General features: G+C 68.7%; 23 protein-coding genes. 12 read left to right on the top strand and 11 right to left on the bottom strand.

From position 1 onward, the window contains the following. Window positions 1-32: 32 nt before the first annotated feature. Window positions 33-623 (bottom strand): helix-turn-helix transcriptional regulator, encoded by a 591-nt coding sequence (locus tag ACZ5PO_RS34415; protein ID WP_464187212.1) that lies wholly within the window; start codon window positions 621-623, stop codon window positions 33-35. A gap of 164 nt (window positions 624-787) precedes the next feature. Between ACZ5PO_RS34415 and ACZ5PO_RS34410 the strand changes: the two genes are divergently transcribed. From ACZ5PO_RS34410 to ACZ5PO_RS34390, 5 genes are all read left to right on the top strand, one after another. Then, window positions 788-1,390: a superoxide dismutase gene (locus tag ACZ5PO_RS34410; RefSeq protein WP_464187211.1), complete on the top strand. Its 603-nt coding sequence runs from the start codon at window positions 788-790 to the stop codon at window positions 1,388-1,390. 139 nt (window positions 1,391-1,529) lie between these two features. Next, on the top strand, window positions 1,530-1,874 hold the full coding sequence (locus tag ACZ5PO_RS34405) for a DoxX family protein (RefSeq protein WP_464187210.1): 345 nt from the start codon (window positions 1,530-1,532) through the stop codon (window positions 1,872-1,874). Window positions 1,875-2,279: 405 nt separating this feature from the next. Then, the gene (locus ACZ5PO_RS34400) at window positions 2,280-3,323 is read left to right on the top strand and encodes an efflux RND transporter periplasmic adaptor subunit (protein WP_464187209.1); all 1,044 of its coding nucleotides are present in this window, start codon (window positions 2,280-2,282) and stop codon (window positions 3,321-3,323) included. Window positions 3,324-3,391: 68 nt separating this feature from the next. Then, on the top strand, window positions 3,392-6,547 hold the full coding sequence (locus tag ACZ5PO_RS34395) for an efflux RND transporter permease subunit (RefSeq protein WP_464187207.1): 3,156 nt from the start codon (window positions 3,392-3,394) through the stop codon (window positions 6,545-6,547). A 116-nt stretch (window positions 6,548-6,663) separates the two neighbouring features. Further along, window positions 6,664-7,152: a DUF992 domain-containing protein gene (locus ACZ5PO_RS34390; RefSeq protein ID WP_464187206.1), complete on the top strand. Its 489-nt coding sequence runs from the start codon at window positions 6,664-6,666 to the stop codon at window positions 7,150-7,152. 16 nt (window positions 7,153-7,168) lie between these two features. Here the strand turns inward: ACZ5PO_RS34390 and ku (ACZ5PO_RS34385) are convergent, their stop codons facing one another. The 4 genes from ku (ACZ5PO_RS34385) to ACZ5PO_RS34370 form a co-directional block, all read right to left on the bottom strand. Then, the gene (gene ku / locus ACZ5PO_RS34385) at window positions 7,169-7,996 is read right to left on the bottom strand and encodes a non-homologous end joining protein Ku (RefSeq protein ID WP_464187205.1); all 828 of its coding nucleotides are present in this window, start codon (window positions 7,994-7,996) and stop codon (window positions 7,169-7,171) included. A gap of 29 nt (window positions 7,997-8,025) precedes the next feature. Then, a complete protein-coding gene (gene ku, locus ACZ5PO_RS34380) occupies window positions 8,026-8,928 on the bottom strand; it encodes a non-homologous end joining protein Ku (RefSeq protein WP_464187204.1) in 903 nt (300 codons plus the stop codon). Between the two features lie 159 nt (window positions 8,929-9,087). Continuing rightward, window positions 9,088-10,308, bottom strand: a complete 1,221-nt coding sequence (locus ACZ5PO_RS34375; RefSeq protein ID WP_464187203.1) for an ABC transporter substrate-binding protein — start codon at window positions 10,306-10,308, stop codon at window positions 9,088-9,090. Window positions 10,309-10,361: 53 nt separating this feature from the next. Next, window positions 10,362-11,015, bottom strand: a complete 654-nt coding sequence (locus ACZ5PO_RS34370) for a TetR/AcrR family transcriptional regulator (protein WP_464187201.1) — start codon at window positions 11,013-11,015, stop codon at window positions 10,362-10,364. A 93-nt stretch (window positions 11,016-11,108) separates the two neighbouring features. Here ACZ5PO_RS34370 and ACZ5PO_RS34365 point away from each other — a divergent pair, with 93 nt between their 5' ends. The 3 genes from ACZ5PO_RS34365 to ACZ5PO_RS34355 all read left to right on the top strand — a co-directional run bounded on the left by ACZ5PO_RS34365 (window position 11,109) and on the right by ACZ5PO_RS34355 (window position 14,878). Then, window positions 11,109-11,933, top strand: a complete 825-nt coding sequence (locus ACZ5PO_RS34365) for an SDR family NAD(P)-dependent oxidoreductase (RefSeq protein WP_464187200.1) — start codon at window positions 11,109-11,111, stop codon at window positions 11,931-11,933. Between the two features lie 252 nt (window positions 11,934-12,185). Next, window positions 12,186-13,739 carry an acyl-CoA synthetase gene (locus tag ACZ5PO_RS34360; protein ID WP_464187199.1) on the top strand — a complete coding sequence of 518 codons (1,554 nt, stop codon included), beginning with the start codon at window positions 12,186-12,188 and terminating at the stop codon, window positions 13,737-13,739. Between the two features lie 116 nt (window positions 13,740-13,855). After that, complete coding sequence (locus ACZ5PO_RS34355) at window positions 13,856-14,878, top strand: LLM class flavin-dependent oxidoreductase (RefSeq protein WP_464187198.1); 1,023 nt, start codon at window positions 13,856-13,858, stop codon at window positions 14,876-14,878. 5 nt (window positions 14,879-14,883) lie between these two features. On the opposite strand, the gene ACZ5PO_RS34350 is transcribed toward ACZ5PO_RS34355, so the two are convergent. Next, window positions 14,884-17,718, bottom strand: coding sequence for a phosphoenolpyruvate carboxylase (locus ACZ5PO_RS34350; RefSeq protein ID WP_464187197.1), 2,835 nt, complete (start codon window positions 17,716-17,718; stop codon window positions 14,884-14,886). Between the two features lie 134 nt (window positions 17,719-17,852). On the opposite strand from ACZ5PO_RS34350, the gene ACZ5PO_RS34345 reads away from it, so the two are divergent. After that, complete coding sequence (locus ACZ5PO_RS34345; protein WP_464187196.1) at window positions 17,853-19,205, top strand: amidase; 1,353 nt, start codon at window positions 17,853-17,855, stop codon at window positions 19,203-19,205. Window positions 19,206-19,402: 197 nt separating this feature from the next. Further along, on the top strand, window positions 19,403-20,038 hold the full coding sequence (locus tag ACZ5PO_RS34340; protein WP_464187195.1) for a cysteine hydrolase family protein: 636 nt from the start codon (window positions 19,403-19,405) through the stop codon (window positions 20,036-20,038). Between the two features lie 61 nt (window positions 20,039-20,099). Here ACZ5PO_RS34340 and ACZ5PO_RS34335 read toward each other — a convergent pair whose 3' ends face one another. The 5 genes from ACZ5PO_RS34335 to ACZ5PO_RS34315 form a co-directional block, all read right to left on the bottom strand. Next, a complete protein-coding gene (locus ACZ5PO_RS34335; protein WP_464187194.1) occupies window positions 20,100-20,360 on the bottom strand; it encodes a toxin-antitoxin system HicB family antitoxin in 261 nt (86 codons plus the stop codon). Further along, window positions 20,357-20,779 (bottom strand): putative toxin-antitoxin system toxin component, PIN family, encoded by a 423-nt coding sequence (locus tag ACZ5PO_RS34330; RefSeq protein ID WP_464187193.1) that lies wholly within the window; start codon window positions 20,777-20,779, stop codon window positions 20,357-20,359. Before ACZ5PO_RS34330 ends, ACZ5PO_RS34335 begins: the two co-directional genes overlap by 4 nt. 94 nt (window positions 20,780-20,873) lie before the next feature. Beyond that, entirely contained in the window at window positions 20,874-21,929 is a 1,056-nt protein-coding gene (locus tag ACZ5PO_RS34325) for a CobW family GTP-binding protein (protein ID WP_464187192.1), read from the bottom strand. After that, entirely contained in the window at window positions 21,926-22,246 is a 321-nt protein-coding gene (locus tag ACZ5PO_RS34320; protein WP_464187191.1) for a hypothetical protein, read from the bottom strand. Before ACZ5PO_RS34320 ends, ACZ5PO_RS34325 begins: the two co-directional genes overlap by 4 nt. Beyond that, the gene (locus ACZ5PO_RS34315) at window positions 22,239-22,997 is read right to left on the bottom strand and encodes a GntR family transcriptional regulator (RefSeq protein WP_464187190.1); all 759 of its coding nucleotides are present in this window, start codon (window positions 22,995-22,997) and stop codon (window positions 22,239-22,241) included. Before ACZ5PO_RS34315 ends, ACZ5PO_RS34320 begins: the two co-directional genes overlap by 8 nt. 115 nt (window positions 22,998-23,112) lie before the next feature. On the opposite strand from ACZ5PO_RS34315, the gene ACZ5PO_RS34310 reads away from it, so the two are divergent. Together ACZ5PO_RS34310 and ACZ5PO_RS34305 are read left to right on the top strand one after the other, a co-directional pair. Then, window positions 23,113-24,537, top strand: a complete 1,425-nt coding sequence (locus ACZ5PO_RS34310) for a dihydroorotase (RefSeq protein ID WP_464187188.1) — start codon at window positions 23,113-23,115, stop codon at window positions 24,535-24,537. Between the two features lie 23 nt (window positions 24,538-24,560). Beyond that, entirely contained in the window at window positions 24,561-25,970 is a 1,410-nt protein-coding gene (locus ACZ5PO_RS34305) for an MFS transporter (RefSeq protein WP_464187187.1), read from the top strand. Window positions 25,971-25,986 lie beyond the last annotated feature (16 nt).

Below are 25,986 nucleotides of genomic sequence, written 5' to 3'. Positions count from 1 at the left end.
CCGAGCTTCGGGAGCAGGACGAGGCGACATGCTCAAGCCTCCACCGGGCGGATGACGTAGGTGCAGCGGCGCGCGCCCTCGACGATATGTTCGGCGCGCTCGACCGCCGCCGCCGGCCCGAGCACCGCGCGAAACACTTGCAGCTCGGCGCGGCAGAAGCCCTGGCAGGATGTCGCCGCTGCGCAAATGGGGCAGTGGTTCTCGATCAGCAGGATCGATCCGTCCGGGGCCTCCTGCCAGTCGGCCATGTAGCCCTCCGCCGACCGCAGCTCGGCAAGTGCAGCGACCTTGTCGCGCAGGCTCGTGCGATCCGCCATCGAGGCTTCGTAGGCGGTGCGCGTCTCGTCTTCCCGTGTGGCGATGATGGCGTCGAGGGCATCCTCGCCCAGGCTCGTCCGCACGATGTCGAGAATCTGCACGGTCAAGGTCGCGTGCGTGTCGGGAAAGCGGGATCGCGCGGCGGGCGTCAGCGCCCAGTTCTGCGTCGGGCGGCCGACACCGGACGGCGTGCTGCTGGCTGCGACGAGCCCTTCATCCGCCAGGCGCACGAGCTGCTGCCGCGCCGCCTCGCCCGTGGTGCCCAGCTTCCTGCCCAGCGCCGCCGCCGTGAGAGCGCCGTGCATCTTGAGCATCATGAGCACGCGGTCGGCCGGGCTTCGGGGAGCCCGTGCATGATTTTCAAAGTCATCGCTTGACATATTATCGCGAATGATTTTCAAAGTCGTAACTTGGAAATTAATCATTCGCGCCGACGAACGCAAGCGTGGCGACGAGCGAGGAGCACCATATGGCCTTCGAACTGCCGGCATTGCCCTATGCCACCTCGGCCCTCGCCGAGCGCGGCATGGGCCAGGAGACCCTCGAGCTCCACCATGGCAAGCACCATCAGGCCTACGTCACGGCGCTGAACGGCTTCGTCGAGAAGAGCAGAGAGCTCCAGGGCAAGTCGCTGGAGGAGCTGATCGTCCTGACGAGCGGCAAAGCCGATCTGGCCGCCATCTTCAACAACGCCGGGCAGCACTGGAACCACATCCATTTCTGGAACGCGCTGTCGCCTGAGGGCGGCCGGCTGCCGGGCCGGCTCGAGGCCAGGCTGGTGGCGGATTTCGGCTCGGTGGAGGCCTTCAAGGAGTCCTTCAAGGCCTCGGCCGTGGGGCAGTTCGGATCCGGCTGGGCCTGGCTCGTCCTCGCTCCCGACGGCAGGCTCAAGACCACGCGGACGGCGAACGGCTCCAACCCGATCGCGACCGGCGAGGGCAAGCCGCTGCTCGGCCTCGATGTCTGGGAGCACAGCTATTACGTCGACTTCCGCAACCGCCGTCCCGACTATGTGACCAACTTTCTCGACAGGTTGGCCAACTACGAGTTCGCGCAAGCCAATCTCGGATAGGTTTTGACGCACCGCAGTCCGGTCTGCTGCACGGGCAGAGGCTGCGCCCTTGCCGTGCCGCGCGCGGCCGGTCGCTCTTGTCCAACTCCCGGCGGGAATGATTGGACATCGCTTCCGAACAAGAAGAGCGGACCCCCCCATGAGTGATATCAGCGTTGTGGCCGTCGTCGCGTGGCTGCTCGCCGCATTCTTCATCGTCGGCGCAGCCATCAACTTGATCGCCCCCGAATCCATACGAAAAGACTATGCCAGATGGGGGTATCCGGCCTGGTTCCACCACGTGACCGCCGTTCTCGAGCTGATGGTTGCCGTCCTTCTTCTGTTCCCGGCCAGCAGGGCGCTCGGCGCCGCACTCGCCGCGGCCGTCATGGCCGCGGCGGCCGGCACCACGCTGCTGCATCGAGAGTATGCGCACGCGATTGCCCCCTCGGTCGTGCTGCTCGTGGCGGCAGCTCTCGGCTGGGCGGTGCTGTCCGACGGATGAGGCTCTCGAGCGGCAATCGCCGGTAATTCCAAGATGTGAAGTGCAGTTATATTGAGTAATTCATGCATTCGCCAGTAGTCTGCTCAGCTGGCGAATATGGGCTGCGGGCGACAACACCCCCCTGTCGCCTGCAGCTTTCCCTGAACCGGCGCCGACGATCGCCAATGGTGATGGAAACCAGGCACCGCGGCCTCGGCAAAGCATGACCCCCGCGCCCGAGGGCCATTCGGCGCCGCGGGCCCTTCGTCGCCGTATCGACGGATCCGCGATCTCTCAGCTCGAAAGCCCGGCATGTTCCCCCATCTGCCCGTACGAAGGCCTGGCGCCCTCGCGACCTCCCTGACAGTCCTCGCCTGGCCGGCGTTCGGCCTCGCTCAAGGCGCGCCGCCAGCGCCACGCGTGGAGGTGGCAGAGCCCCTCGCCAAGCGTGTGACCAACTGGGACGAGTTCACCGGCCGCTTCGAGGCGAGCGCGCAGGTGGAGGTGCGCGCGCGGGTCTCGGGCTTCATCGACGCGCTCCACTTCCGCGATGGCGACCTCGTCAAAAAGGGAGACCCGCTCTTCACCATCGACCCGCGGCCCTACCGGCTGACGGCCGACGCGGCGCGTGCCGATCTGGCCCGCGCCAAGGCACAGGTCGAGCTGGCGCAGAACGAGGTCGAGCGGGCCGACGGCCTGACACTGAGCCGAACCATCACGGCCCGCGACGTGGACCAGCGCCGCGCTAACCTGAGCAACGCCATCGGCACCTTGCAGGCCGCCGAGGCGAACCTGAAGACTGCCGAGCTCAACCTCGAATGGACACACGTGCGCGCGCCGCTCTCGGGCCGCATCTCGAACCGGCGTGTCGACATCGGCAACCTGATCTCCGGCGGCCAGCCGGGCGCCACGCTGCTGACGACAATCGTCGCAGTCGATCCGATCTACTTCACGTTCGACGCCTCCGAGGCTGATTACCTTCGCTACTCACGCAATGGCGACAGTCTGCGCCAGACGTCCAATCGCCAGCAGGGGCCGCATGCGCAGGTGCGCCTCGCCGACGAGACCGAGTGGACGCGCAGCGGCAAGATCGACTTCGTCGACAACGCCCTGAACGCCCGCTCCGGCACGATCCGCGGCCGCATTGTCTTCGCCAACAAGGACGGCTTCCTGACGCCGGGCGTCTTCGGGCGCCTGCGCATCCCGGCCGGCGAGGCGGATGCGCTGCTGGTGCCTGACGCAACGATCGCCGCGGACCAGGCCGACAAGGTGGTGCTCACCGTCGGCCCGGACAACACGGTCGTGCCGAAGCCGGTCACCCTCGGCCAGATCAGCGCCGGATTGCGGGTCGTTCGCAGCGGGCTGGCGCCGAACGACAAGGTGATCGTCGGCGGGTTCGCCAACCCCATGGTTCGTCCCGGCACGTCGGTGGCCCCCATGCCCGGCGAGATCAAGGCCGCGGCGAACTGATCGCCTTCCGTTGAGCGCGACGGCAGCCGCCGAGGCCGGCCGTCCGATCGTTGGGCCAGGACATTGCCATGCTTCGCTTCACCCATTTCTTCATCGACCGGCCCATCTTCGCCACAGTTCTTTCGGTGTTGCTGACGATCGCCGGTGCGATCGCCCAATATGCGCTGCCGATCGCCGAATATCCCGAGATCGCCCCGCCCACCGTGGCGATCACGGCGACGTACCCCGGCGCCTCCGCGGAGGTCGTCGCCGCGACGGTCGCCACGCCGATCGAACAGGAGGTCAACGGCGTCGACGACATGCTCTACATCACCTCGCAGTCGACCGGCGACGGGCGCGTGACGATCAACGTCGTCTTCAAGGCGGGAGTCGATGTCGACCAGGCGCAGGTGCTCGTGCAGAACCGCGTTTCGGCCGCCGAGCCGCGCCTGCCGCCCGAGGTTCGCGCCTTCGGCATCCAGACCCGCAAGGCCTCGCCCGACATGATGATGGTCGTCAACATGATCTCGCCGGACGGGTCGCGCAATTCGCAATACCTGTCCAACTACACCACCCTGAACGTCAAGGACCTGCTCACCCGCATCGATGGCGTCGGCGACGTGCAGGTGTTCGGCGCACGCGATTTTTCCATGCGCGTCTGGCTCGACCCGGCCAAGACCGCCTCGCGCGATCTCACCGCGTCCGACGTGGTGGCCGCGCTGCGGGCCGCCAACGTGCAGGTCGCGGCCGGCGCCATCAACCAGCCGCCCGCCGCCTCGGACGGCGCCTTCCAGATCTCGGTCAACACCCTCGGGCGTCTTGCCGACACCGCGCAATTCGAGAACATCGTGGTGCGCGCCGATGCCGATGGCGGCATCATCCGCCTGCGCGACATCGCGATAGTCGAGCTCGGCTCTCAGGACTACACGACCAACGCCTATCTCGACAACCAGAACGCGATCGCCATCGGCATCTTCCAGCGCCCGGGCTCCAACGCCCTGACCACGGCCGACACCGTGATCAGCACCATGAACACCTTGGCGCGCGACTTCCCTTTCGGCGTCGAATACCGGATCATCTACAATCCGACCGAGTTCATCGCGGAGTCGGTCAAGGCGGTCGTCCACACGCTGTTCGAGGCGGTGGCGCTCGTTGTCGTGGTCGTCGTCCTGTTCCTGCAGAGCTGGCGCGCGGCGGTCATCCCGATCATCGCGATCCCGGTCTCGCTGGTCGGCACCTTCCTGCTGATGGGCGCGGTCGGTATCTCGTTCAACACCATCTCGCTGCTCGCGCTGGTCCTCGCCATTGGCATCGTGGTCGATGACGCCATCGTCGTCGTCGAGAACGTCGAGCGTTACCTTGCGGAGGGCTTGTCGCCCAAGGAAGCGTCGCACAAGACCATGGACGAGGTCGGCGGCGCGCTGGTCGCGATCGCGCTCGTGCTCTGCGCGGTGTTCATCCCCACTGCCTTCATCAGCGGCCTGCAAGGAACATTTTACCAGCAGTTCGCGGTGACGATCGCCGCCTCGACGGCGATCTCCTGCTTCGTGTCGCTGACGTTGTCGCCTGCGATGGCGGCGATCCTGCTGAAGCCCCACGCCAAGCATGAGGAGCCCGGATCGCACGGCCCCCTCTTCAAGCTCGGCGTGCCGGTGCGCGGCTTCTTCTTCTATTTCAACAAGAGCTTCGATTGGCTGTCGCGCAGCTATGGCGCGGTCACCGCGCGCTTGATCCGGTTCAGCCTGATCGTGCTCGTCGGCTATGCCGGCCTGATTGCGCTGACCGGACAGCGCCTGGCGGCGACGGCGACCGGCCTCGTGCCGCAGCTCGACCGCGGCTATTTCATCGCCGTCTTTCAGCTGCCGCCCGGCGCTGCGCTGCCCCGTACCGACGCCGCGATCCGGCGCGCAACCGACGTCCTCCTGTCGCGTCCCGGCGTGGTCCATGCGGTCGGCTTCGCCGGACTGGATGGCTCGACCTTCACCATCGCGCCGAACATGGGCGTCATCTTCGTCATGCTAACCCCGTTCGAGGAGCGGCGAGCGCATGGGCTCACGACGCAGGGCATCCTGGGCGACCTGCGCCAGCAGATGTTCGCCATCAGCGAGGCCTTCGCGCTGGTGATCGAGCCGCCGGCCGTGCCCGGCATCGGCACCGGCGGCGGCCTCAAGGGCTACGTTCAGGATCGGGCCGGCCGGGGGCTCCCGGCCCTGGAGGGCGCGGCCTGGATCGTCGCCGGTTCGGCCGGCCAGATGCCGGGCATTCAGCAGCCCTTCACGCTGTTCTCGACCAAGACACCACAAATCTACGCCGACATCGACCGCACCAAGGCCGAGATGCTCGGCGTGCCGATCACGCGTGTCTTCGAGACGCTCTCCATCTACATGGGCTCGTCCTACGTCAACGACTTCAATCTGCTTGGCCGCACCTACCGGGTGACCGCCCAGGCGGACAATCCCTTCCGCCTCGTTCCAAGCGACGTCGCCAACCTGAAGACGCGGAACGACGACGGACAGATGGTGCCCATCGGCTCGGTTGCCGCCTTCTCGAACGCGACTGGCGCCTATCGGGTGCCGCGCTACAACCTCTATCCGGCTGCCGAGGTGCAGTTCTCGCTGGCGCACGGCTATTCGACCGGCCAAGGGATCGGCATCGTCGAGAAGATCACGAGCGAGCGCCTGCCCGCGGGCTTCGGCTTCGAATGGACCGAGATCGCCCAGCAGGAGAAGCTCGCCGGCAACACCGCGATCATCGCCTTCGGCCTTGCGGTGGTGTTCGTCTTCCTGTTGCTCGCGGCGCTCTACGAGAGTTGGCTTCTGCCGCTGGCGGTGATCCTGATCGTGCCGATGTGCATCCTGGCGGCCATGGTCGGTGTCAACCATCAGGGCCTCGATCGCAACATCCTCGTCGACATCGGCCTCGTCGTCCTGGTGGGCTTGGCGGCAAAGAACGCCATCCTGATCGTGGAGTTCGCCAAGCAGGCCGAGGAGGATGGGATGAGCCGGCGCGATGCGGCGATCGCCGCGGCGCGGACCCGCCTGCGTCCGATCCTGATGACTTCGATGGCCTTCATACTCGGCGTGCTGCCGCTGACGATCTCGGCCGGCGCCGGCGCCGAGATGCGCCAGTCGATGGGCATCGCGGTATTCGCCGGCATGCTGGGGGTGACGCTGTTCGGCCTGATCTTCACACCCGTCTTCTACGTCGTGGTCCGCTGGATCGCGTCGAAGATGGCGCGGACATAGCGACCCGGCGAGGTGGCGCGGATGGCGCCGAGGTGGGCCGATCGACCGGTCCATCGGCGCGACGCGGCGGCGAATCTGCTATATCACCTGCCCAATCTCTGAAGGACGAGCATGCCATGGCCTTTGCCCGACGCTCTCTCACTCCGCTCGCAGTCGCGCTCGCCATGACGGGCGCGTCCGTTGCCTCGTCGTCCGCGCAAGAGAAGGCCCGCGTCGGCACCCTGTCCTGCGACGTGTCCGCCGGCATCGGCCTGATCCTGATGCAGAAGCAGAGCCTGAACTGCGTCTTCACACCTGACAGGGGCGGCGTGCCCGGGCGCTACGTCGGCTCGATCGCCGAATACGGCGTGGCGCTGGGCGGCGTCGAGGCCGGGCATCTGGTCTGGGGCGTCATCGCCGCCACCGCCGGCATCGGCCCGGGAGCGCTCGCCGGCACCTATGCCGGGGCCGGCGCAGAGGCGAGCGCCGGCGTGGGCCTCGGCGCCAATGTCCTCATCGGTGGCACCGGCCGCGCCTTCTCGCTGCAGCCGCTGTCGGTTGAGGGGCAGGTGGGCGTCAACATCGCCGGCGGCATCACGGCCATCACGCTCAACGCGGCGCCGTAGGCCCGATCGATCGCCCTCAGCGTGGCCGCTGGGGGCGCTGCGGGCGCTTGGGCGTCTTCGACTCCTCGGCGATGCTCTTGCGCAGCACCTCCATGATGTCGATGACCTTGGCCGGCGTCCCCGCCGGTGCGGCCTTCGTCGTCGGCCGCGGCCGACTGCGGTTCTTGGCGGCGATGAGCTCGCGCAGCCGCTCCTGCACCGGGTCGGTCACCATCGTCCGGTCCCAGGGCTTGGTGCGCTGGTCGATCAGCCGCGCCATCAGGTCGACCACCTTGGGGTCGGACGTTTCGTCGGGGATGTCGCCGAAATAGGGCTCGGCGTCGCGCACCTCGTCACCGAAGCGCAAAGTCCACAGCACGATGCCCAGGTCGCGGGGCTCGAGCATCACCGCGCGCTCGCGCCGGCCGAGCACCAGGCGGGAGATTCCGACGCGCCCCGTGTCCGCCATGGCGTCACGGATGACCGAGAAGGCCTCCTCGCCGACCGGATCGTCGGGCGCCAGGTAGTAGGGCGCGTCGAGCCACACCGGCGCGATCGAGCCCGCCGGCACGAATTTCTGGACGTCGATGGTGCGCGTGCTCTCCAGGGCGACGGACTCGAGCTCCTCGTCCTCCAGCAGGACGTAGTCGTGCTCGCCGCGCTGGTAGCCCTTGACCTGGTCGCCGTCCGCCACCGGCTCCTCGGTCTCGGCGTCGATGTACTGGCTGCGTACGCGGTTCTCGGTGCGCCGGTTCAGCGTGTGGAAGCGGACCTTCTCGGACTCCGACTGGGCCGGCATCATGGCGACCGGGCAGGTCACCAGCGACAGCTTCAGGTAGCCTTTCCAGTAGGGCCTTACCGCCATGTCGGCCTCTCCGTCGGATCAGGATGCCATCAGGCCGACTTGCGCCGCGACGCCGGGCGGGCGGTCGCCGTCGTCTTGGCGGTGGCCGTCGTCTTGGCGGCCGCTCGTGGCTTGGCCTCCGCCGCCGGCCGTGCGGCGCGGGCGCGCCGCGGCGGCGGCGCCGCGCCGGCGCTCTGGCGCAGCGCCTCCATCAGGTCGGAGGTCTTGGTGATCGGCGGGGCCTTCGGCTTGGGCAGCGGCTTGCCCTCCATCTTGGCGCGCACCAGGTCGGCCAGGGCGTTCTCGTAGCGGTCCTCGAAGGCGGACGGATCGAACTCGCCGCTCTTGGTGGCGATGATGTGCTTGGCGAGCTCCAGCATCTCGCCTTCGATCTTGAGCTTGGGAATGCCGTCGAAGGCGTCCTTGGCCGACCTCACCTCGTAGTCGAAGTTGAGCGTCGTCGCCAGCAGGCCGACCTCGAAGGGTTGGACGAGCACGGTGCGCACGCGCCGGAACAGCACCGCCCGCGCCACGGCGACCACCCCCTTGGCCGCGAGGCCGTCGCGCAGCAGCGCGTAGGTCTCCTCCGCCCCCGGCCCGGACGGGGCAAGGAAATAGGGCTTGTCGAAGAAGACGCGGTCGACCTCCTTGGCCGGAACGAAGGCTTCTACGTCGAGCGTCTTCTGGCTCTCGGGCATCACCGCTGCGATCTCTTCCGGCTGGAAGACGACGTAGCTGCCGTTGTCGGCCGGGAAGCCCTTCACCTGCTCGTCCGGCGGCACCACCTCGCCGGTCTCCTCGTCGACGAACTGCCGGCGCACGCGATGTCCGGTCTCCCGGTGCAGGGTATGCAGCGTGATGCGGTCGGAGGTGGATGCGGCCGTATAGAGGGCGACCGGGCAGGTCAGCCCCCCGACCTTCAGAAACCCTTTCCACTGGGCTCGAGGAGCCATGCCTGGCCTCCGCATCGACGATCGTTAACAGGACCTTAACGAATCAACGCGGATCGAGCGAGTCGGGGTCCCAGGCATCGTGTCTCAGGGTTAACGGCGGCGAGACGCAATCTTGCGCTCGCCAGCCAATGCCACGGATCTCGGGAAGGGTGCCGCCCTTCACCGCATCGCTGCCTCGGCGTCGATCAACTCGCCCTCCATCACCCAGGTGGTGCCATCGAAGCGGCCGACGTTGAGCTTGCGGAACGGCGTATAGCTCTGCGGCGTGGTGGTGATGGTCACCCCGGGCAGCAGCAGCGGCGCGGCCAGCGCGTCGATCGTCGTCGCCTGCTTCAGCAGGTTGTCGCGCGTCAGGTCGTTGCCGCAGCGCTCCAGGAGCTTGGTCATGACGTAGGCGCTGATGTAGGCGACGATGTTGCTGCTGTCGTCGAGCTTGCCGGCCGGGTACCAGCGCGCGAGGAAGGCCTTGTAGGCCACGACGTCGGCGTCGTTGGCCCAGCGCGGGTCCTCCGGGCGCTTGAAGGCGAAGGCGCTCATCACGCCGACGGCGTTGTCGAGGCCGGCCGGCTTCAGCACGGTCTCGATCGAGGTGGTGACGCTGGCGACGTAGATCTGCGGCTTCCAGTTGAGCTCGGCGATCTTGCGGATGGCCTGGGCGCCGAACTTCGGCGTCGCCATCATGAACACGGTGTCGGCGCCGGCGGCCTTCAGGGCGACGATCTGGGAGTCGACGGTGGGCTCGGACGGCTCGTAGGTCACCTCCTTGAGGATCAGCTTCGCCGCGTCGGCCCCGAGCCCCTCCTTGAAGCCCTTGATGTAGTCGCGGCCCGCGTCGTCGTTCTGCGACATCAGGCCGAGCCTGGCGTCGGGCTTGTGGCGCAGCAGGTGCTTGGCCATCGCCAGCGCCTCCAGGCGGTAGGACGGATAGAGCGGGGTGGACCAGGGGAAGGCGGTGGGGTTGTCCCACTTGGCCGCCCCCGAGATGATCAGGATCTGTGGCACCTTCTGGGCATTGAGGTATTTCTGCGTGGCCGAGTTGGTCACGGTGCCGACCGAGCCGACCATGGCCAGCACTTCGTCCTGCTCCACCAGGCGGCGCGTCTGCTCCACCGCTTTGGCCGGGGCGTAGGCATCGTCCAGGCTGATCAACCTGACCTTGCGGCCGTTGATGCCGCCCTGGGCGTTGATCATCTCGTAATAGGCGGTCTGCAGGCGTCCAACGGTGCCGTAGGCCGACACCGGCCCGCTGTAGGCCGTGGTGCTGCCGATCTTGATCTCCGTGTCGGTGACGCCGGGACTGGCGTCGGCGGCTACAGCTGCGCCGACGCCAAGAGTCGCGGCGAAGACCGGGGCCACGAGGCCTGCCATACGCTTGATCATCTGCTTCCTCCTTATTTTGCTTTGCTTGCTTGGATACCGCCGCGTGAGCGGACTTAGGGTCCGTGCGGCTCCGGCGCGGCCGCGGGCTGTTTCCTCCGTCTGCGGGTGGGCGCCGCCGGCCGCGGCGGATCGCTCGCCAGCGTGGCGACGTAGGCCTGGGCCACGGCGGCGAGCGACTGGCGACCAGCGGGCGCCCACCAGCGCGGCAGATGGTTGAAGGCGCCGAACAGCATGTTCGCCATCAGGAGGTCGTCGCAGGGGCGGATCGAGCCGTCGGCGATGCCGGCGCGGATCAGGCCCTGCACCTCCCGGCGTACGGCCCCCTGGCGGGCGCGGCTGACCTCGCGCAGCCCCGGCGGGATGTCGCTCGGGTTGGCGAGCGCCAGGCAGCGGCCGAAGTCGCTGACGATCAGCTCGGCGTAGCGGCGGAAGAAGATGGAGAGCCGCCCACAGCCGTCGGCGCCCGCGGTGCGGCCTTCCTCCAGCGCGGCGTCGATGGCATCGAGGCCGATCTGCCGGCAGTCGCCGAACAATTGGTCCTTCGACTTGGCGTAATAGTAGAGCGCGGCGGCCGTGGTGCCGAGCTCGGCGCCGATATCGGCCAGCGTCGCCGTATGGAAGCCGAGCCGGGCAAAGACGCGCCCGGCCGCCCGCAGCACCTCGTCCCGCTTGCTGTCGAAGCGCTGAGTCCGCGTCGCGGTGCGCATTCCTCCCCCGTCGATCGAGCCTCTTGACAAGTGCCAATGTAGTCGAAATTCTACTAAACGTTAAATAGAAAATCTGGGAAGGACGAGACACCCATGGGACAACTCGACGGCCGCGTCGCCATCGTCACCGGCTCGGGCCGCGGCATCGGCCAGCAGATCGCGCTGCGCCTGGCGCGCGAGGGAGCCAGCATCGTCGTCAACGACCTGGACGAGGGGCCGGCGCAGGAGACCATCGCGCTCATCGAGAAGCTGGGCGGCAAGGCGGTGGCCTGCAACGGCGACGTAGCGGCGCTCGATTTCGGCCCGCGCGTAGTCAAGACCGCGGTCGATAGCTTCGGCGACTGCCACATCCTGGTGAACAACGCTGGCTATACCTGGGACAACGTCATCCAGAAGATGACCGACGAACAGTGGGACGCCATCATCGGCCTGCACCTGTCGGCGCCGTTCCGCATCCTGCGCGCCTTCTTCGACCATCTGAAGGTGGCGACCGAGGCCGAGAAGAGCCGCGGCGAGCGCATCGTCCGCAAGGTGGTCAACATCTCCTCGACCTCGGGCGTCAACGGCAACGCCGGCCAGTCCAACTATTCGTCGGCCAAGGCCGGCATCGTCGGGCTGACCAAGGCGGTGGCCAAGGAGTGGGGGCGCTATGCCGTCACCGTCAATGCTGTCGCCTTCGGCTACATCCAGACACGGCTGACCAAGCCGTTGCAGGAGGGCGAGGCGGGCACCATCGAGGTGCAGGGCCGCGAGGTGAAGGTGGGCGTCCAGGGCGGCCGGCTCTCGGCCATGAACCAGATGATCCCGCTCGGCCGCGGCGGCACGCCGGAGGAGGCGGCCGGCTCCGTCTACCTGTTCTGCAGCCCCGACAGCGACTACGTCAGCGGCCAGTGCCTGGTGGTCAACGGCGGGCTGTGAGCCTCCGGCCTCGGCGCCGTCATGGCCGGGCTTGACCCGGCCATCCATCTACTCAGTAAAAATCTGATACAGGCGCAACCCGCAACGGTTCGTTCTAAGTCGATGGATGGCCGGGTCAAGCCCGGCCATGACGACCTGAGGTGTTTGCGGGCTAACGGCCAGTATTCGCGGCGCGGAACCGGGTTCATGAGCCGCTAACCTGCTCTTCGATATTGAACCCGCCGAGCCGACACAGGACGGGAGAACGAGCCCATGCAGCTGACGGAACCCCTCGCGCGGGCCGCGGCCCGCCGGCCCGGCGAGACGGCCCTGGTCTTCGGTGAGCGCTCCCGCACCTGGTCGCAGTTCGCCGACCGCGTCGCTCGTCTCGCCACGGTCTTGCGCCAGGCGGGCGTGGGCGAGGGCGGGCGCGTCGCCATGCTCGCCGCCAGCAGCGACCGCTACGTCGAGTATTACTACGGAACACTGTGGAGCGGTGGCATTGTCTGCCCGCTCAACACGCGCTTTTCCTTGCGCGAGATCATCGAGCAGACGACGGACGCCGAGCCCACCGTGCTCATCGTCGACGACGCCTTCGCTGCCCAGGCCGATCCCGTCCGGGCGGCTGCGCCGTCGATCACCCAGGTGATCTTTGCCGGCGACGGCGACACGCCGGCCGGGATGCTCAACTACGAGGCGGCGCTGGCGGCCGCGGAGCCGTCGGCCGATGCCGGCCGCGGCGGCGATGACATCGCCTGCCTGTTCTACACCGGCGGCACAACCGGGCGCGCCAAGGGCGTCATGCTCAGCCACGGCAACCTGATGTTCAACGCGACGAATACCGGGGCGCTGACCGGCTTCGACGAGACGCTGGTGCACCTGCACGCGGGGCCGCTGTTCCACCTCGCCGCCGGCGGCCGCGTGCTCGGCACCACGCTGGTCGGCGGCCGCCACGTGGTGCTGCCGCGTTTCGCCCCGGCGGAGGTGCTGGCGGCGGTGGCGCGCCATCGCATAACCGCGCTGACCGTGGTGCCCACCATGCTCGGCATGATCCTCGGGCAGCCGGATTTCGACGCGCACGATCTCTCCAGCCTGCGCGCCGTCACCTACGGCGCCGCCCCCATGCCGGAGGCGCTGCTGCGGCGGGCCATGGAGGCGCTGCCGGGCGTGCGCTTCATGCAGTCCTACGGGATGACCGAGCTGTCGCCCCTTGCCACCTTCCTCGGCGCCGACGACCATCGGCCGGAGGCCCCGGCGCACCGGCTGCGCTCGGCCGGCCGGCCCGTGCCGAACGTGGAGGTGCGGGTCGCCGATACGCAGGACCGCACGTTGCCGGCCGGCGAGGTCGGCGAGATCCTGGTGCGGGGCCCGAACGTGATGCGCGGCTACTGGCGCCGGCCGGAGCTCACGGCGCAGGCGCTGCGCGGTGGTTGGATGCACACGGGCGACGCGGGACGCTTCGATGCCGACGGCTATCTCTACGTCGTCGACCGCACCAAGGACATGATCATCTCCGGCGGCGAGAACGTCTATTCCACCGAGGTCGAGAACGCCCTGGCCGAGCATCCCGACGTGGTGCAGGGGGCCGTCATCGGCATCCCCGATGCCAAGTGGGGCGAAGCGGTGCACGCGGTCGTCGTGCCGCGGGCCGGCAGCGATCTCGATGCGAACGCCCTCATCGCCTGGTGCCGCGAGCGGATCGCCGACTACAAATGCCCACGCAGCGTCGACTTCGCTGCCGAGCTGCCGCTCTCCAGCGTCAACAAGGTCGACAAGGCAGCGCTGCGCAAGCCGTTCTGGGCCGGCCGCGAGCGCCAGGTGAACTGAGCGGGTGGGCGTGGCCGAGCCGTGTTCGGCTCGATGACCGCGCGCTGACCGAGGCCTGGCTGGTGGAGGCGCGGCGGTGCACCTACATCCGGGCCGTCGGGGTAGGCTGGATCATCATGAAAAAGATCGGATTCCTCTCGTTCGGGCATTGGACGCCCTCGCCGCAATCGCAGACGCGCTCGGCGGGCGACGCGCTGCTGCAATCCATCGATCTGGCCGTCGCCGCCGAGGAGCTGGGCGCGGACGGCGCCTATTTCCGCGTCCATCACTTCGCCCGTCAGCTCGCTGCGCCATTCCCGTTGCTGGCGGCGGTCGGGGCCAAGACCAGCCGCATCGAGATCGGCACGGCGGTCATCGACATGCGCTATGAGAACCCGCTCTACATGGCCGAGGATGCCGGCGCGGCCGACCTCATCGCCGGCGGGCGCCTGCAGCTCGGCATCAGCCGAGGCTCGCCGGAGCAGGTGATCGACGGCTGGCGCTACTTCGGCTACCGGCCGGCCGAGGGGCAGAGCGACGCCGACATGGGCCGGCGCCACACCGAGGTGCTGCTCGATGTGCTGCGGGGCGTGGGCTTCGCCGAGCCCAACCCGCGGCCGATGTTCCCCAATCCGCCGGGCCTGCTGCGCCTCGAGCCCCATGCGGAGGGCTTGCGCGACCGGATCTGGTGGGGGGCCGGCTCCAACGCCACGGCGGTGTGGGCGGCGAAGCTCGGCATGAACCTGCAAAGCTCGACGCTCAAGGACGACGAGACGGGCGAGCCCTTTCACGTCCAGCAGGCGGCCCAGATCCGGGCCTTCCGTGCCGCCTGGACGGAGGCCGGGCACGCCCGCGAGCCGCGAGTCTCGGTCAGCCGCAGCATCTTCGCGCTGGTGGACGACCGCGACCGGCTCTACTTCGGGCGTGGAGAGCAGGGCGAGGATCAGATCGGCTTCATCGACGAGAAAACGCGGGCGATCTTCGGTCGTGGCTACGCCGCCGAGCCGGACATCCTCATCGAGCAGCTCAAGGCCGACGAAGCCATCGCCGAGGCCGACACGCTGCTCCTGACCGTCCCCAACCAGCTGGGCGTCGCCTACAACGCCCATGCTATCGAGGCGATCCTGACCCACGTCGCTCCCGCGCTGGGCTGGCGCTGAGCCGCCTACCCGAAGGCGCCGATGTCGTGCTGGATGGCGCCCGAAATCTCGCGCACCAGCTCGAAGGCGCGGCGCATCGGCGCGAACACGTCGCGGTGCAGCGCCTCGTAGGTGCCGCCTTCGCGCGGCCCCGGCGGCTCGCCGAAATCGAGCCCGACCGTCGGATCCGGATTGAGCGGAAACACGTCGGCCAGCACTTCGAGCGAGCCCGGCACGTCGAGCCTGAGCAGGCGCTCGATCAACGCCTCGCGCGTGACGCCGCCCTGGGGGCGGAAATCCGGGATGTGCATGGCCAGCAGCCAGATGCGATGGATGGCGGCCAGCCTCAGCGCATGCATGGCGGCGAGCCGCGCCGGCATCCCCGGCGTCTCGCCCGCTGCCGCCTTGAGCTTGAGCCAGTCGGTGGCGAAGCGGCCGAACAGGCGGCGCAGCGACGGCGCGTGGTCGAGCTGTTCCAGCGCGACGGCGACGCCGATCAGCTCGTCGCGGCGGCCTTCGCGCGCGGTGCGCCGGGCCCGGTCGAACCAGCTACCCGGATCGAGCGTATCGAGGTAGGCGCGCAGCACGTCGAGGTCGCTCGCGCCCATGGCGTGCTCGGCCAGCCGCAGCGCCCGCCCGAAGCGGTCCGAGCGCTCGCGCATGGCGCGGAACAGGTCCGGCGCCCGCGAGGCGGCCTGGCCGATGCCATGCAGGCTGTTGGCCAGCCAGCCGAGCTGCTGGAGGATGGCGTTGTTGGGGATGGCCCGGAGCTCGCGCGGATGGCGGATGAGCGCGGGGCCGCCGGCGTCGGACTGGCGTGCCGCCGGGCGCGAGCCGGTCTTGTCCAGCAGCGACGGGCCGAAGGTGCCGATGAGCGCGGCATAGCCGGGGTCGTCGACCAGCGCGTTCATCTCCTGGCGCACGGTCTGGAAGAACTCGGTGGCGAAATCGGGCTCGTCGTAGACCGGGTCAGCCACGTCCGATGCGACGTCGGCGAAGCTGTGCTCGGCGATGCGGGCGATCGTCGCCGCGGCGAGCGGCCCGGTGCCGAAGAGCAGGTAGCCGTCGGTGCCCTGGAAGCTGGTCTCGTGCACGGTGCGGATGCCTGAACGCGCGAACATGCGCCGCGACCAGCGCGGGTCCAGGTAGGCGAGGCGGTCGGCGAGGCTCGCCGGGTGGGCGCCGCGACCGACGGATTCGCCGTGGGTGTCGAAGATGACGAGCTCGAGGTCGGTGAGGCCGTAGCGGACGAGGAGCTCGCCGATGCGGGCGCGCAGGCGCTCGACCCAGAAGGTGGAGGCGATCTGGCCGATGTAGCGGCCGGAATCGGAGTAGCCGAACTGGATGCAGAGCCGGCCGTGCTGCTTCAGGTAGCTGCGCCAATGGGGGCTGCGCAGCGCCTCGTCGATGATGCGCGGGCCCTGCTCGAGGGCGTCCGAGGTCTCGAACAGGGGCGAGATCTCGACCTTGTTGGCGATGCCGAAGCGGCGGGCCAGCCACAGCGCACTGAGCAGGGTGTAGCCGGTCTCCGTCTCGGCCACGAGGAAGCGCACCGGACGCGAGCCGTCCACGTGCTTCACGATCTGCGCGATGGTCATCATCATGCGCGCCGCCGAGGCCCGCTCGGCCGCCAACGCGCCGAAGTCGACAGCCACCGGCTCGACCGCCGCGAGCGCGCCGTTGACCGCGGCCAGGAAGGCGCGGCGCTGGGCGGGTTCCGTCGGCTCGGACTCGAGCCGGATGACGCCGCGCAAGGCGTTGTGAAGCTGGGAGGCGTTGAGCCGGAAGTGCGGCAGCGCGATCGAGGCGCCGTGGGCGGCGCAACCCGCCTTGATCAGGCAGAGTGTCAGCCGGGCTTCGTCGTCGGGGGCTGCGGCGATGGCCCGGTCGATGGCGGCGATCAGGCCGGATGCCTCGTGAATGGCCGTCTCGCGCTCGCCGACCAGGACCAGGGCGAAGTCGCGCAGCTCCTCCAGGGCCGGCTGCCGTCCCGACGCCGGTGCCTTGGCCAGCTGCCGCTCGACCGCGTCGAGCGCGGCCTGCACCATGCTGCGGACCTTTGCGGCCGCCGCGATGTCCGGCAGCTTCTCGATCATGCGGGTGAACTGGCCGCGCTTCGATTCGAGCCGGTAGCGCAGCGTGTCCCACCAGCCGATGTCGGTGCGCCCGTCGGTGTCGCAACCGACCCACGACGCCAGCGTGACCGGCTGCGGCGTGAACGCCGTCCACCGCTCCGGCCAGCGTTGGCGCGCGGCGGCGAGCAGCGCGGCGTTGAGCCGGTCGATCGCGTCGCGCGCGTGGCGCACGGCGAAGCGCGCCTGGGCGAACTCGTCCTGCAGCGTGATGCCCGGGTCCGGGCGGAACGACAGCGCGTCGGGGCCGAGGCGGGCGGCGCGGTCCGCCGTCACGGTCGCCATGTCGGCGATGGCGTGGGCCAGGTCGCGCCGCATGCCGAAGGTGGGATGGGCGGTGAACACCGCGGCGAAGCGGTTGCAGCCGGCCTGCGCGGCGAAGGCCTCGAAGCTCGGCGCCTCGCCGCCGGCCGGCGGCGCGGCCAGGCGCTCCGCCAGCGCCGCGAAGGGCGCGTCGGCATCGTCATCGAGCCCGACGTAAGCCCGCAGCCGGCCGGCGCGATCGACGACGGCGGCGCGCCCGAGATGCTGCAACAGCGCGCGCGCCGCGTCCTCGCCCAGCTCGCCGCGGTCCATGCGCCGCGTCAGCCACAGCGCCACGAACAGCACCGGGTTGCCGAACGGGTCCTCGCGGGCGTCGCCCCGCGCCGTCGCCACCAGCGCTTCGAGCTCGGCGGCGAGGGCGGCGGCGTCCTCCGCGGGATCCGGGTGGGCGGGCAGGGCGTTCATGGCGCGGTCTCCCTTGGTTTCCCCCACGGGACGCAAGATCCACGCCCGGGCGTCCCGCCGCGCGACGGCGAGACAGGTGCGCTCGGTCGTGACGCGCGTTAGATACGCCCGCGTTCACCTCCAGGAAACCCGCCATGCCGACCAGCACACCGACCCTCGCCTCGCTCGCCCACGCCCTCGCCGCCGGCGCGACCACCAGCCGCCAACTGGTCGAGGAGTGCCTGGCGCGGATCGACGATCCGGCCGGCGAGGGGGCGCGGGCGTTCGTCAGCGTCGCTCACGAATCGGCGCGGCGCGCCGCCGACGCCATGGACCTGTTGCGCCGGGCGGGAGCGGCGCCGTCGCCGCTCGCCGGCATTCCGCTCGCCATCAAGGACCTGTTCGACATCGCCGGCGGGGTGACCACGGCGGGCTCCAAGGCGCTTGCCGGCCGCCCTGCCGCCGCGCACGACGCCGCTGCGGTGGCGCGGCTGCGGCAGGCGGGGTTCATCATGATCGGCCGCGCCAACATGACCGAGTTCGCCTATTCGGGCTTGGGGCTGAACCCGCACTACGGCGACCCGCGTGCTCCCTTCGAGCGGGCGGTGGGGCGTGTCTCCGGCGGCTCCACCTCCGGCGGCGCCGTGGCCGTGGCCGACGGCATGGCCCACGGCGCGCTCGGCACCGACACCGGCGGCTCCTGCCGCATCCCGGCCGCCTTCTGCGGCATCGTCGGCTACAAGCCGACGGCGCGGCGCGTGCCGCAGCAGGGCTGCGTGCCGCTGTCGCCGAGCCTCGACTCGATCGGCCCGCTCGCCCGCTCGGTCGCCTGCTGCGCCGCGCTCGACGCGGTGCTCGCCGATAGCCCGGCAGCGTCGGTCGTGCCCCTCGGCCCGGCCGGGCTGCGGTTCGCCGTTCCGACCACCGTCGTTCTCGACGACCTGGATCCGGAGGTGGCGGCCGCCTTCGAGCAGGCGCTTGCAGCCCTGGAGCGGGCAGGGGCGCGCGTGTCGCGCATCGCCGTGCCCGAGTTCGCCGAGGTCGGCGCCATGAATGCCAAGGGCGGCTTCGCGGCGGCGGAAAGCTACGCCTGGCACCGCTCGCTCATCGCCGAGGCCGGCCCCAGCTACGACCCGCGCGTGCTGAGCCGCATCGAGAAGGGGGCCGCCCAGACCGCCGCCGACTACCTCGATCTGCTGGCGGCGCGGCGCGGCCTCATAGCCCGCGTCGAGGCGCGGTTCGCCCCCTACGACGCGATCGTCATGCCGACGGCGGCAACCTTGCCGCCGCGGATCGCCGACCTGGCGACCGACGAGACCTTCGGCCGGGCCAATACGCTGGCGCTGCGCAATCCCGCGCTGATCAACCTCATCGACGGCTGCGCCATCTCGCTGCCGATCGCGGCGGCCGGCGGTGCGCCGGTGGGCCTGAGCATCGCCGGTATCGCTAATGCCGACCATAAGGTGTTCGCCATCGCCGCCGGCATCGAGGCGCTGCTGGTGGGCTAGCGCATTTCGAGCGCCTCTCCTGCGATTGGGTGAGTCCACCCAATCGCGGAAGCGCTCTAGCGGCCGCTGCCCGATGGCGCGGCAATCCTGCGAAACATTGGGCAGCGCCGGGCATAGGGTGCGGATATTTGACATGGAAAGGAATTCACGCGCCCGCTAGCGTGACGCATCGTTCCGCCAGCCCAGGAGATGCCGCCATGGCCGACTATGAGCTCGTTCCGTCGCGCACCGCGCTCGTCAACGTCGACATGCAGAACGCCTTCGTCGAGGGCACGCCGCTGTCGGCGCCGGACGGGCCGGCGCTGGTGCCGGTGGTCAACAAGCTGGCGGCCGCCTGCCGCGAGGCCGGCATGATGGTGATCCACACCCTGCACGTCACCCGCAAGGACGGCACCAACCAGGGCACCATGGGCGAGCTGATCGAGCCGGTGCGTGCCGGCTACATCGCCGAAGGCAGCGAGACCGCGAAGCTGCATCCGGGCATCGAGGTCGGCCCGCACGACATCATGCTCTACAAGCCGCGTTACGGCTCGTTCACCGGCACCGACCTCGACCTGATCCTGCGCTCGAATGGCATCGACAGCATCATCGTCAGCGGCATCTGCACCAATATCTGCTGCGAGACCACGGCGCGGGAAGCCGGCATGCGCGACTACCACGTCTTCTTCCCCAGCGACGGAACCGAGACCTTCCCGGCCGGCGGCCTGAGCGTCGCCGAGATCAAGAAGGCGACGCTGGCGACGCTCGGCGTTGCCTTCGCCAAGATCCTCACCGTCGACGAGATCATCGCCCGGATCGGCGCCGCGGCTCCTGTGGCGCAGGCTGCCGAATAGCCACGGGCGACCCAGCAACTCCCACCGGGCCGTTACGGCCCGGCGGTGGCTGCCTTCTCCTTCAATCGACCTCACCCGGGAGGGCGTCGCCCTCCATGGGCGGGTTGTCGACGCCGGCGCGCGCCAGGATGTCGAGTACTCGCGGAATATCGGCGCGGGCGGCGCGCTCGGCAAAATAGCTTTCCGTCCGCAATGCCGAAAGCTTCTCCGCAACCGCCACATTGATGAACTGGTTCAGCGCCACGCCTTCAGCGTCGGCAATCTTGCGGGCTTCTTCGAGAAGAGAGGGCTGCAGCCTCAGCGCAAAATTGCTTTTCCTCATGGCTTGCCCTCCATCAGCCGCACGGCTTCGCCTGGCGGCAGCACTGCGATCCCAAAACGCCGTCCTACTTCGCCGAAATCGCGGATGTTGAACGTTACAATTGCGTCGGCCCGTCCGTTCACCGCGGCCTCCAGCACCATATCGTCGTTTGCGTCGCGAACAGCCGGCCGCCACAGGAAGGCGAGCCTCACGGGAGTTGCCACCGCCGCGATTGCGTCGAGCAATACGTCCACCTCTTCGACGGTCAGCCGGGCTGCTTGCAAATGTTCGCGCCGCGTCAAGACCGCCTGATACTCGATCATCAACGGCACCGAGGCCAACAGCGTGAGCCGCCGCTCCAAACCCGCGACCAGGAGGCGGCGGGATGCGCCGGCACTACTCCGCATCGCGGCGACCATTGCCGACGTGTCGAGAACCAACCTCATACGTCATATTGGATATCGCATGCGATATTGCAAGAGCGGTTGGCGGCCTACGGGGTGCCCTGATGGTCGGCCGGCACCTGCCGCCTTGTCACCCTTCGCTGCGATACATGAAGCTGGCCGATCGGGATATGTTCGAGCTTCGGGCGACGCTCGGTTCGGCCGGGATCGCGGCTGTGTCGACGGCGGACAGGAAACCCTCGAGGCTCCGTACCACTTGGTCGCGGGCGATCTCTTTGGTGATGAAGACGAGGAAGCCCGGCTGGCCACGATCGTCCTCGGCGTTCATGTGACGCGGCGGATAGACGACGTGCTGGACGCCGTGCACGACGAGCGGGCCGCGCGATGCGGTGGTCCGGATCAGTCCCTTGACGCGCAGGATGCGGCTGCCGTGGGCATGGAGCAATGCCGATAGCCAGAGCGTGAAGGCGGGCCAGTCGATCGGCCGGTCGAACGGCAGGACGAAGGAGGTCCACGCGCTGGCGTGGGCCGGGTCGTCGGCGACGAAGCCGGGTGCGGCCGCCCTGCCCATGCCGTCATCGCCGCTGAAGACCTCGGCGATATCGAACTCCGGCGCCTGCGCATCGAGGATGCGGACGTCGGGTGCAATCGCGTGAGCGGCGGAGGTGAGCGCCTCCAAGCGGGCTGCGCCGCGCATGTCCGTCTTGGTGACGACGACCGTATCGGCGATGGCGATCTGACGGCTGGCCTCCGGATGCGCCGCAAGGGTGCGCGGCCCGTTGACGGCGTCGAGCACGCAGATGACGCCGGCGAGACGGATATTGGCGCGCATCCACGGGTCCTTGCCGATAACCGAGACGATGGGGGAGGGGTCGGCGAGGCCGGTGGTCTCGATCAGCAGGCGGTCGAGGCCGGTATCCCCGCTCCGCCGCGCCTTCACGACGAGGTCGCGCACCGCGCGGCCGATGTCTGGGCGGCGGGCGCAGCACATGCAGCCGCCGTCCACCAGCTCGAGCTTTTCGTCGGCGTGCACCATCAGCGTGTGGTCGAGGCCGATCTCGCCGAATTCGTTGACGACGACGCCGGTGCCGCCCGCCGACGCGTCGCGCAGCAGGCGCTGGACCAGCGTGGTCTTGCCGCTGCCGAGGAAGCCGGTGACGATGAAGAGCGGCAGGCGCGCGTTCAAGGCTCGATCCCCCGGGCGAAGTGCGGTGCCAGAGGATCGATCGGGCGGCCGGTCAGCGTCTCGATCGCCGGCCAGAGGTCCGACAGGGTTTGTGCCACCCGCGACCGCCCGCTGCTGTCGACGATCAGCAACGCCTCGCCGTCCCAATCCTCGCAACGGCTGCCGGTCGGCGCCAGCAGCAGGTTGACGATGGCGATGCGGCGGCGGCGCTCGGCGCGATAGTGGCGGATGTCGGCGAAGGGAAAGCGCTCGTTGCGCATCCGCCCGAAATCGCTCCAGTGCTCTCCGGCGCCGAAGATGGCGCAGACCTCACACACGCTTGTCCTCCTTCGGTAGGTCGACGGAGAGGTCCATCGCCGGGCTCATCGATCCGGTGATGAATTCGCCGATGCGCTTGCGCGCCAGTTCGGTGTGGACCCGGGCCGTGATCTCGGCCTGGTCCGCGTCACCGGCGCGAATGGCGTCGGTCATCGCGACATGATCAGCGATGATGCGGTCGGCATGCGCGACATGGGCGGCGGGTGACGGGAACGATTCCGCGAACATGGCGTGCCGGTCGAGGCGCAGGGACTCGGTGAGGATCTGGCGGTAGACGCGGTCGAAGATGGCGTTGCGGCAACTGGCGCCGATCGCCGTGTGAAACCGCCAGTTGGCCTCGGTCATCTCGACGCCGTTGCGGGCTTTCGCCGCCGCCTCGAAGCTCAGGCGCTCCTGGTCGATGCATTTCATGTCGGCGTCCGAGCGCCGCAGGGCGGCCCACCGGGTGACGAGACGCTGGATCACGTCGAGCGCCTCCAGGTGCTCCCGCACCTCCTTCCAGCCCATCGGCATCACCCGGGCACCACGGTTGGGCAGCAGCTCGACGAGCCGTTCGCCCGCCAGCCGTCCGAGCGCCTCGCGCGCCGGCGTGCGTGACAGGCCGAGCTGGCCGAAGACCTCCTCGTCGAGCGCCGAGCCCGGCGGCAGCCGCTGGATGATCGCCTCGCGCAGGATCGCATAGGCGTTGGATGCGGCACTGCCCTTGGGCTCGCGCGGAGCCTGGCGCGATTTTGAGCGCGTCGAGACCATCTTTTCTCCTTTACATTTCATACACGGAATATGCAAAATTTCATACACAAAGTATGAACGAGCGCGGCGCCACGGGCATGTGGACTGCACCGCGCTCCCTCACGGAAGGCGCTGGATGGAACCCCTGTATGATCTGGTCGTCGAGAACGGCACATTAACGACGGCTGCGGCGTCGGAACCGGCGGACATCGCCGTTCTGGGCGGGCGCATCGCCGCCGTCGGCGGACCGTTTCCGGCGGCCCGCCGCCGCATCGATGCCCGCGGCCTCCACGTGATGCCCGGCTTCTGGCACGTCCACTGCCACTTCCGCGATCCCGGCCACACCTACAAGGAGGATTTCGCCACCGGCACGCGCGCGGCCGCGGCCGGCGGGATCACCTTCTGCATCGACATGACCAACAACGAGCCGCACCCGACGTCACTCGAGACATTCGAGCAGAAGAAGGAGATCGTGGCGCCCAAGGCCTATGTCGATTACGGCCTCTACGGCGGCGGGCTCTACCCGCGGACCGTGGACGCTCTGGCCAAGGCCGGCGCCATCGGCATCAAGGTCTTCAATACCCGCCACATCAAGGAGGTGTACCCCTACATCTCCGAGCTGGGCGTGCTCGACCATGGCATCCTCTACGAGCTCTACGAGGCGACGCGCGACGCCGGCCTGGTCGCGGCCGTCCACCACGACGACCCCGAATGGGTCAAGCGGCTGACGTTCAGGGACTATATCGACAAGGGCCGCACCGATTTCGCCGCCTTCGCCGAGTCCCACGTCAAGGGCTACATGTACGGCCACGGCATGGCGGCCGGGCTGGCGGCCTCGCTCTACTATGCCGGCATCGCCGGCGTGCGGCTGCATGTTCTCCACGTCGGGCTGATGCCCGTCGGCGCCTTCGAGATGATCCGCCACGCGAAGCTCGATCTCGGCCAGGCCGTCACGGCCGAGCTCGATTTTGCCACCATGCTCATGACGCCCGAGCAGCTTGCCAAGGTCGGCCCGCGCAGCTGTTTCGTGCCCTCCACCCCGGAGGCCAGCTGGGCGAGCATCGCCAATGGCGTCGCCGATGTTCTGGTGCTGGAGCACGCGCCGCACACCGCCGAGGAGGTCGAGCCCGGGTGGCAGGACATGTTCTCGGTCCCGCTCGGCGGAACCGGGGTCCAGGAGTTCGTCGCCCTCGCCATGAACGCCGTCAACGAAGGGCGGCTGACCCTCGGCGAGGTGGTGCGGCTGTGCTCCGAGCGGCCAGCTCAGATCTTCGGCATGTATCCAAGAAAAGGATCGCTTTCGGTTGGAGCCGACGCCGATATGACGATCGTCGATCTGAACAAGGAGATCGTATTCGCGGCCGACGATATGCACTCAAAGGCTGGATATACGGTGTGGGACGGCATCAAAGCCAAGGGTGCGCCAGTCTACACCATCGTCCGCGGCGAGATCGTCATGCGCGAGGGCAAGGTGGTGGGCGAGCCCGGCTATGGCCGCTTCACACCTGGCACCGCCGTCGCCAGGGACACGGCGTCGGCCAACGACGCGAGGACCGCATAACAGCCAACAGAGGGGCAATACACATGACGACGCTCGAAAACCTGACGGACCGCCTCGACCGGCTCCCGAGGTCGCGATTCCATACGAAAGTCCTGGTGATCGCGGCCCTGTCCCTGTTCTTCGACACCCTCGACACGGTCGTGACGGGGTTTGTGCTGGCCAATCTGCGCACGGCCTGGAGCTTCGGCGCCTTCGAGATCGGCATCGTCTCGGCCATCGGCCTCTTCGGCTATCTCATCGGCTCGTTCGCATCCGGGTTCATCGCCGACCGGTACGGGCGCAAGAAGGCCATCCTCTATACGCTGCTGCTCTATTCCGTCTTCTCGGCGTCGCGTGGCTTTGCCGATGATCTCGTCACCTTCGCGATCCTGAATTTCTTCACCTGGGTGTTCGTCGGCGCCGAGAGCTCGACCGTGCCTCCCTATCTCGCCGAGCTCTGGCCGTCACGCATTCGCGGCAAGCTGAACGGCTGGATGATGGGCTTCTTCGCGCTCGGCGTGGCGGCATCGCCGATCTGGGCGCTCTACCTCATCCCGAGCGTCGGCTGGCGCTGGGCCCTGTTCCTGACGGCCCCGTTCGCGCTGCTCGGCGGATTGATGCGGTCGGGGCTGCCGGAGTCGCCGCGCTGGCTGGTGGCGAAGGGGCGGCCGGCGGAAGCGGAGCGCGTCGTCGGCGAGATCGAGCGCACGGTCGAGCGCGAGGTCGGCGCGCCGCTCCTGCCCGTGGCCGCGCGGCCGGACAAGGGCTCCGCTCGGACCGCGCGACGCCTCTCGGCCTGGGCGATCGTGTCGCGCCAATATCTGCCGACGACGATCATGCTGTGGATCGCCTGGTTCGCCCAATATGGCGTGCTCTACACCTTCCTGACGGTGCTGCCGACCCTGCTGGCCTCGGAGGGATATCCGATCGCCCGATCGTTCCAGTTCTCGGTCGTCATCTTCGCGGCGTTCATTCCGGCCTATATCCTCGGCGGATACATCGTCGAATGGCTGGACCGGAAATACGCGGCGTTGCTTGCCTACGCGGCAACCGGCGTCTTCGGAACATTGTTCGGCCTGTCGACGGAGCCGGCGATGCTGATGGTGTTCGGCGGGCTGACCGCCTTCTCGCTCGGCATAGGTGCCACCTTCGTCTACACCTATACACCCGAGCTGTACCCCACCGACGTGCGCGCCACGGGCATGGGCATCTGTTCGGCATGGGGGCGCGTGGGCGCGATCCTGCTGCTGTTGGCCTTCGGCGTCTTCTCGGTCGTCCAGAGCAAGCTCGTGCTCTTCCTCCTCAGCGACGGCATGCTGCTGGCGGCCTTCCTTGCCGTGCTCGTCTTCGGCCCCTCGACAAAGGGCAAGTCTCTCGAGGCCAGCTCGGCGCCACCCGACAGAGCCGACGGCGCGCCGGCCATGTCGCTCGCTTCGTCCGCGGACGAGGCGTGAAGGGGTATGCCGCCGC

Source organism: Chelatococcus sp. KU-N122 (genome assembly GCF_055391085.1).
This window is presented reverse-complemented; position numbering and strand designations above follow the sequence as displayed.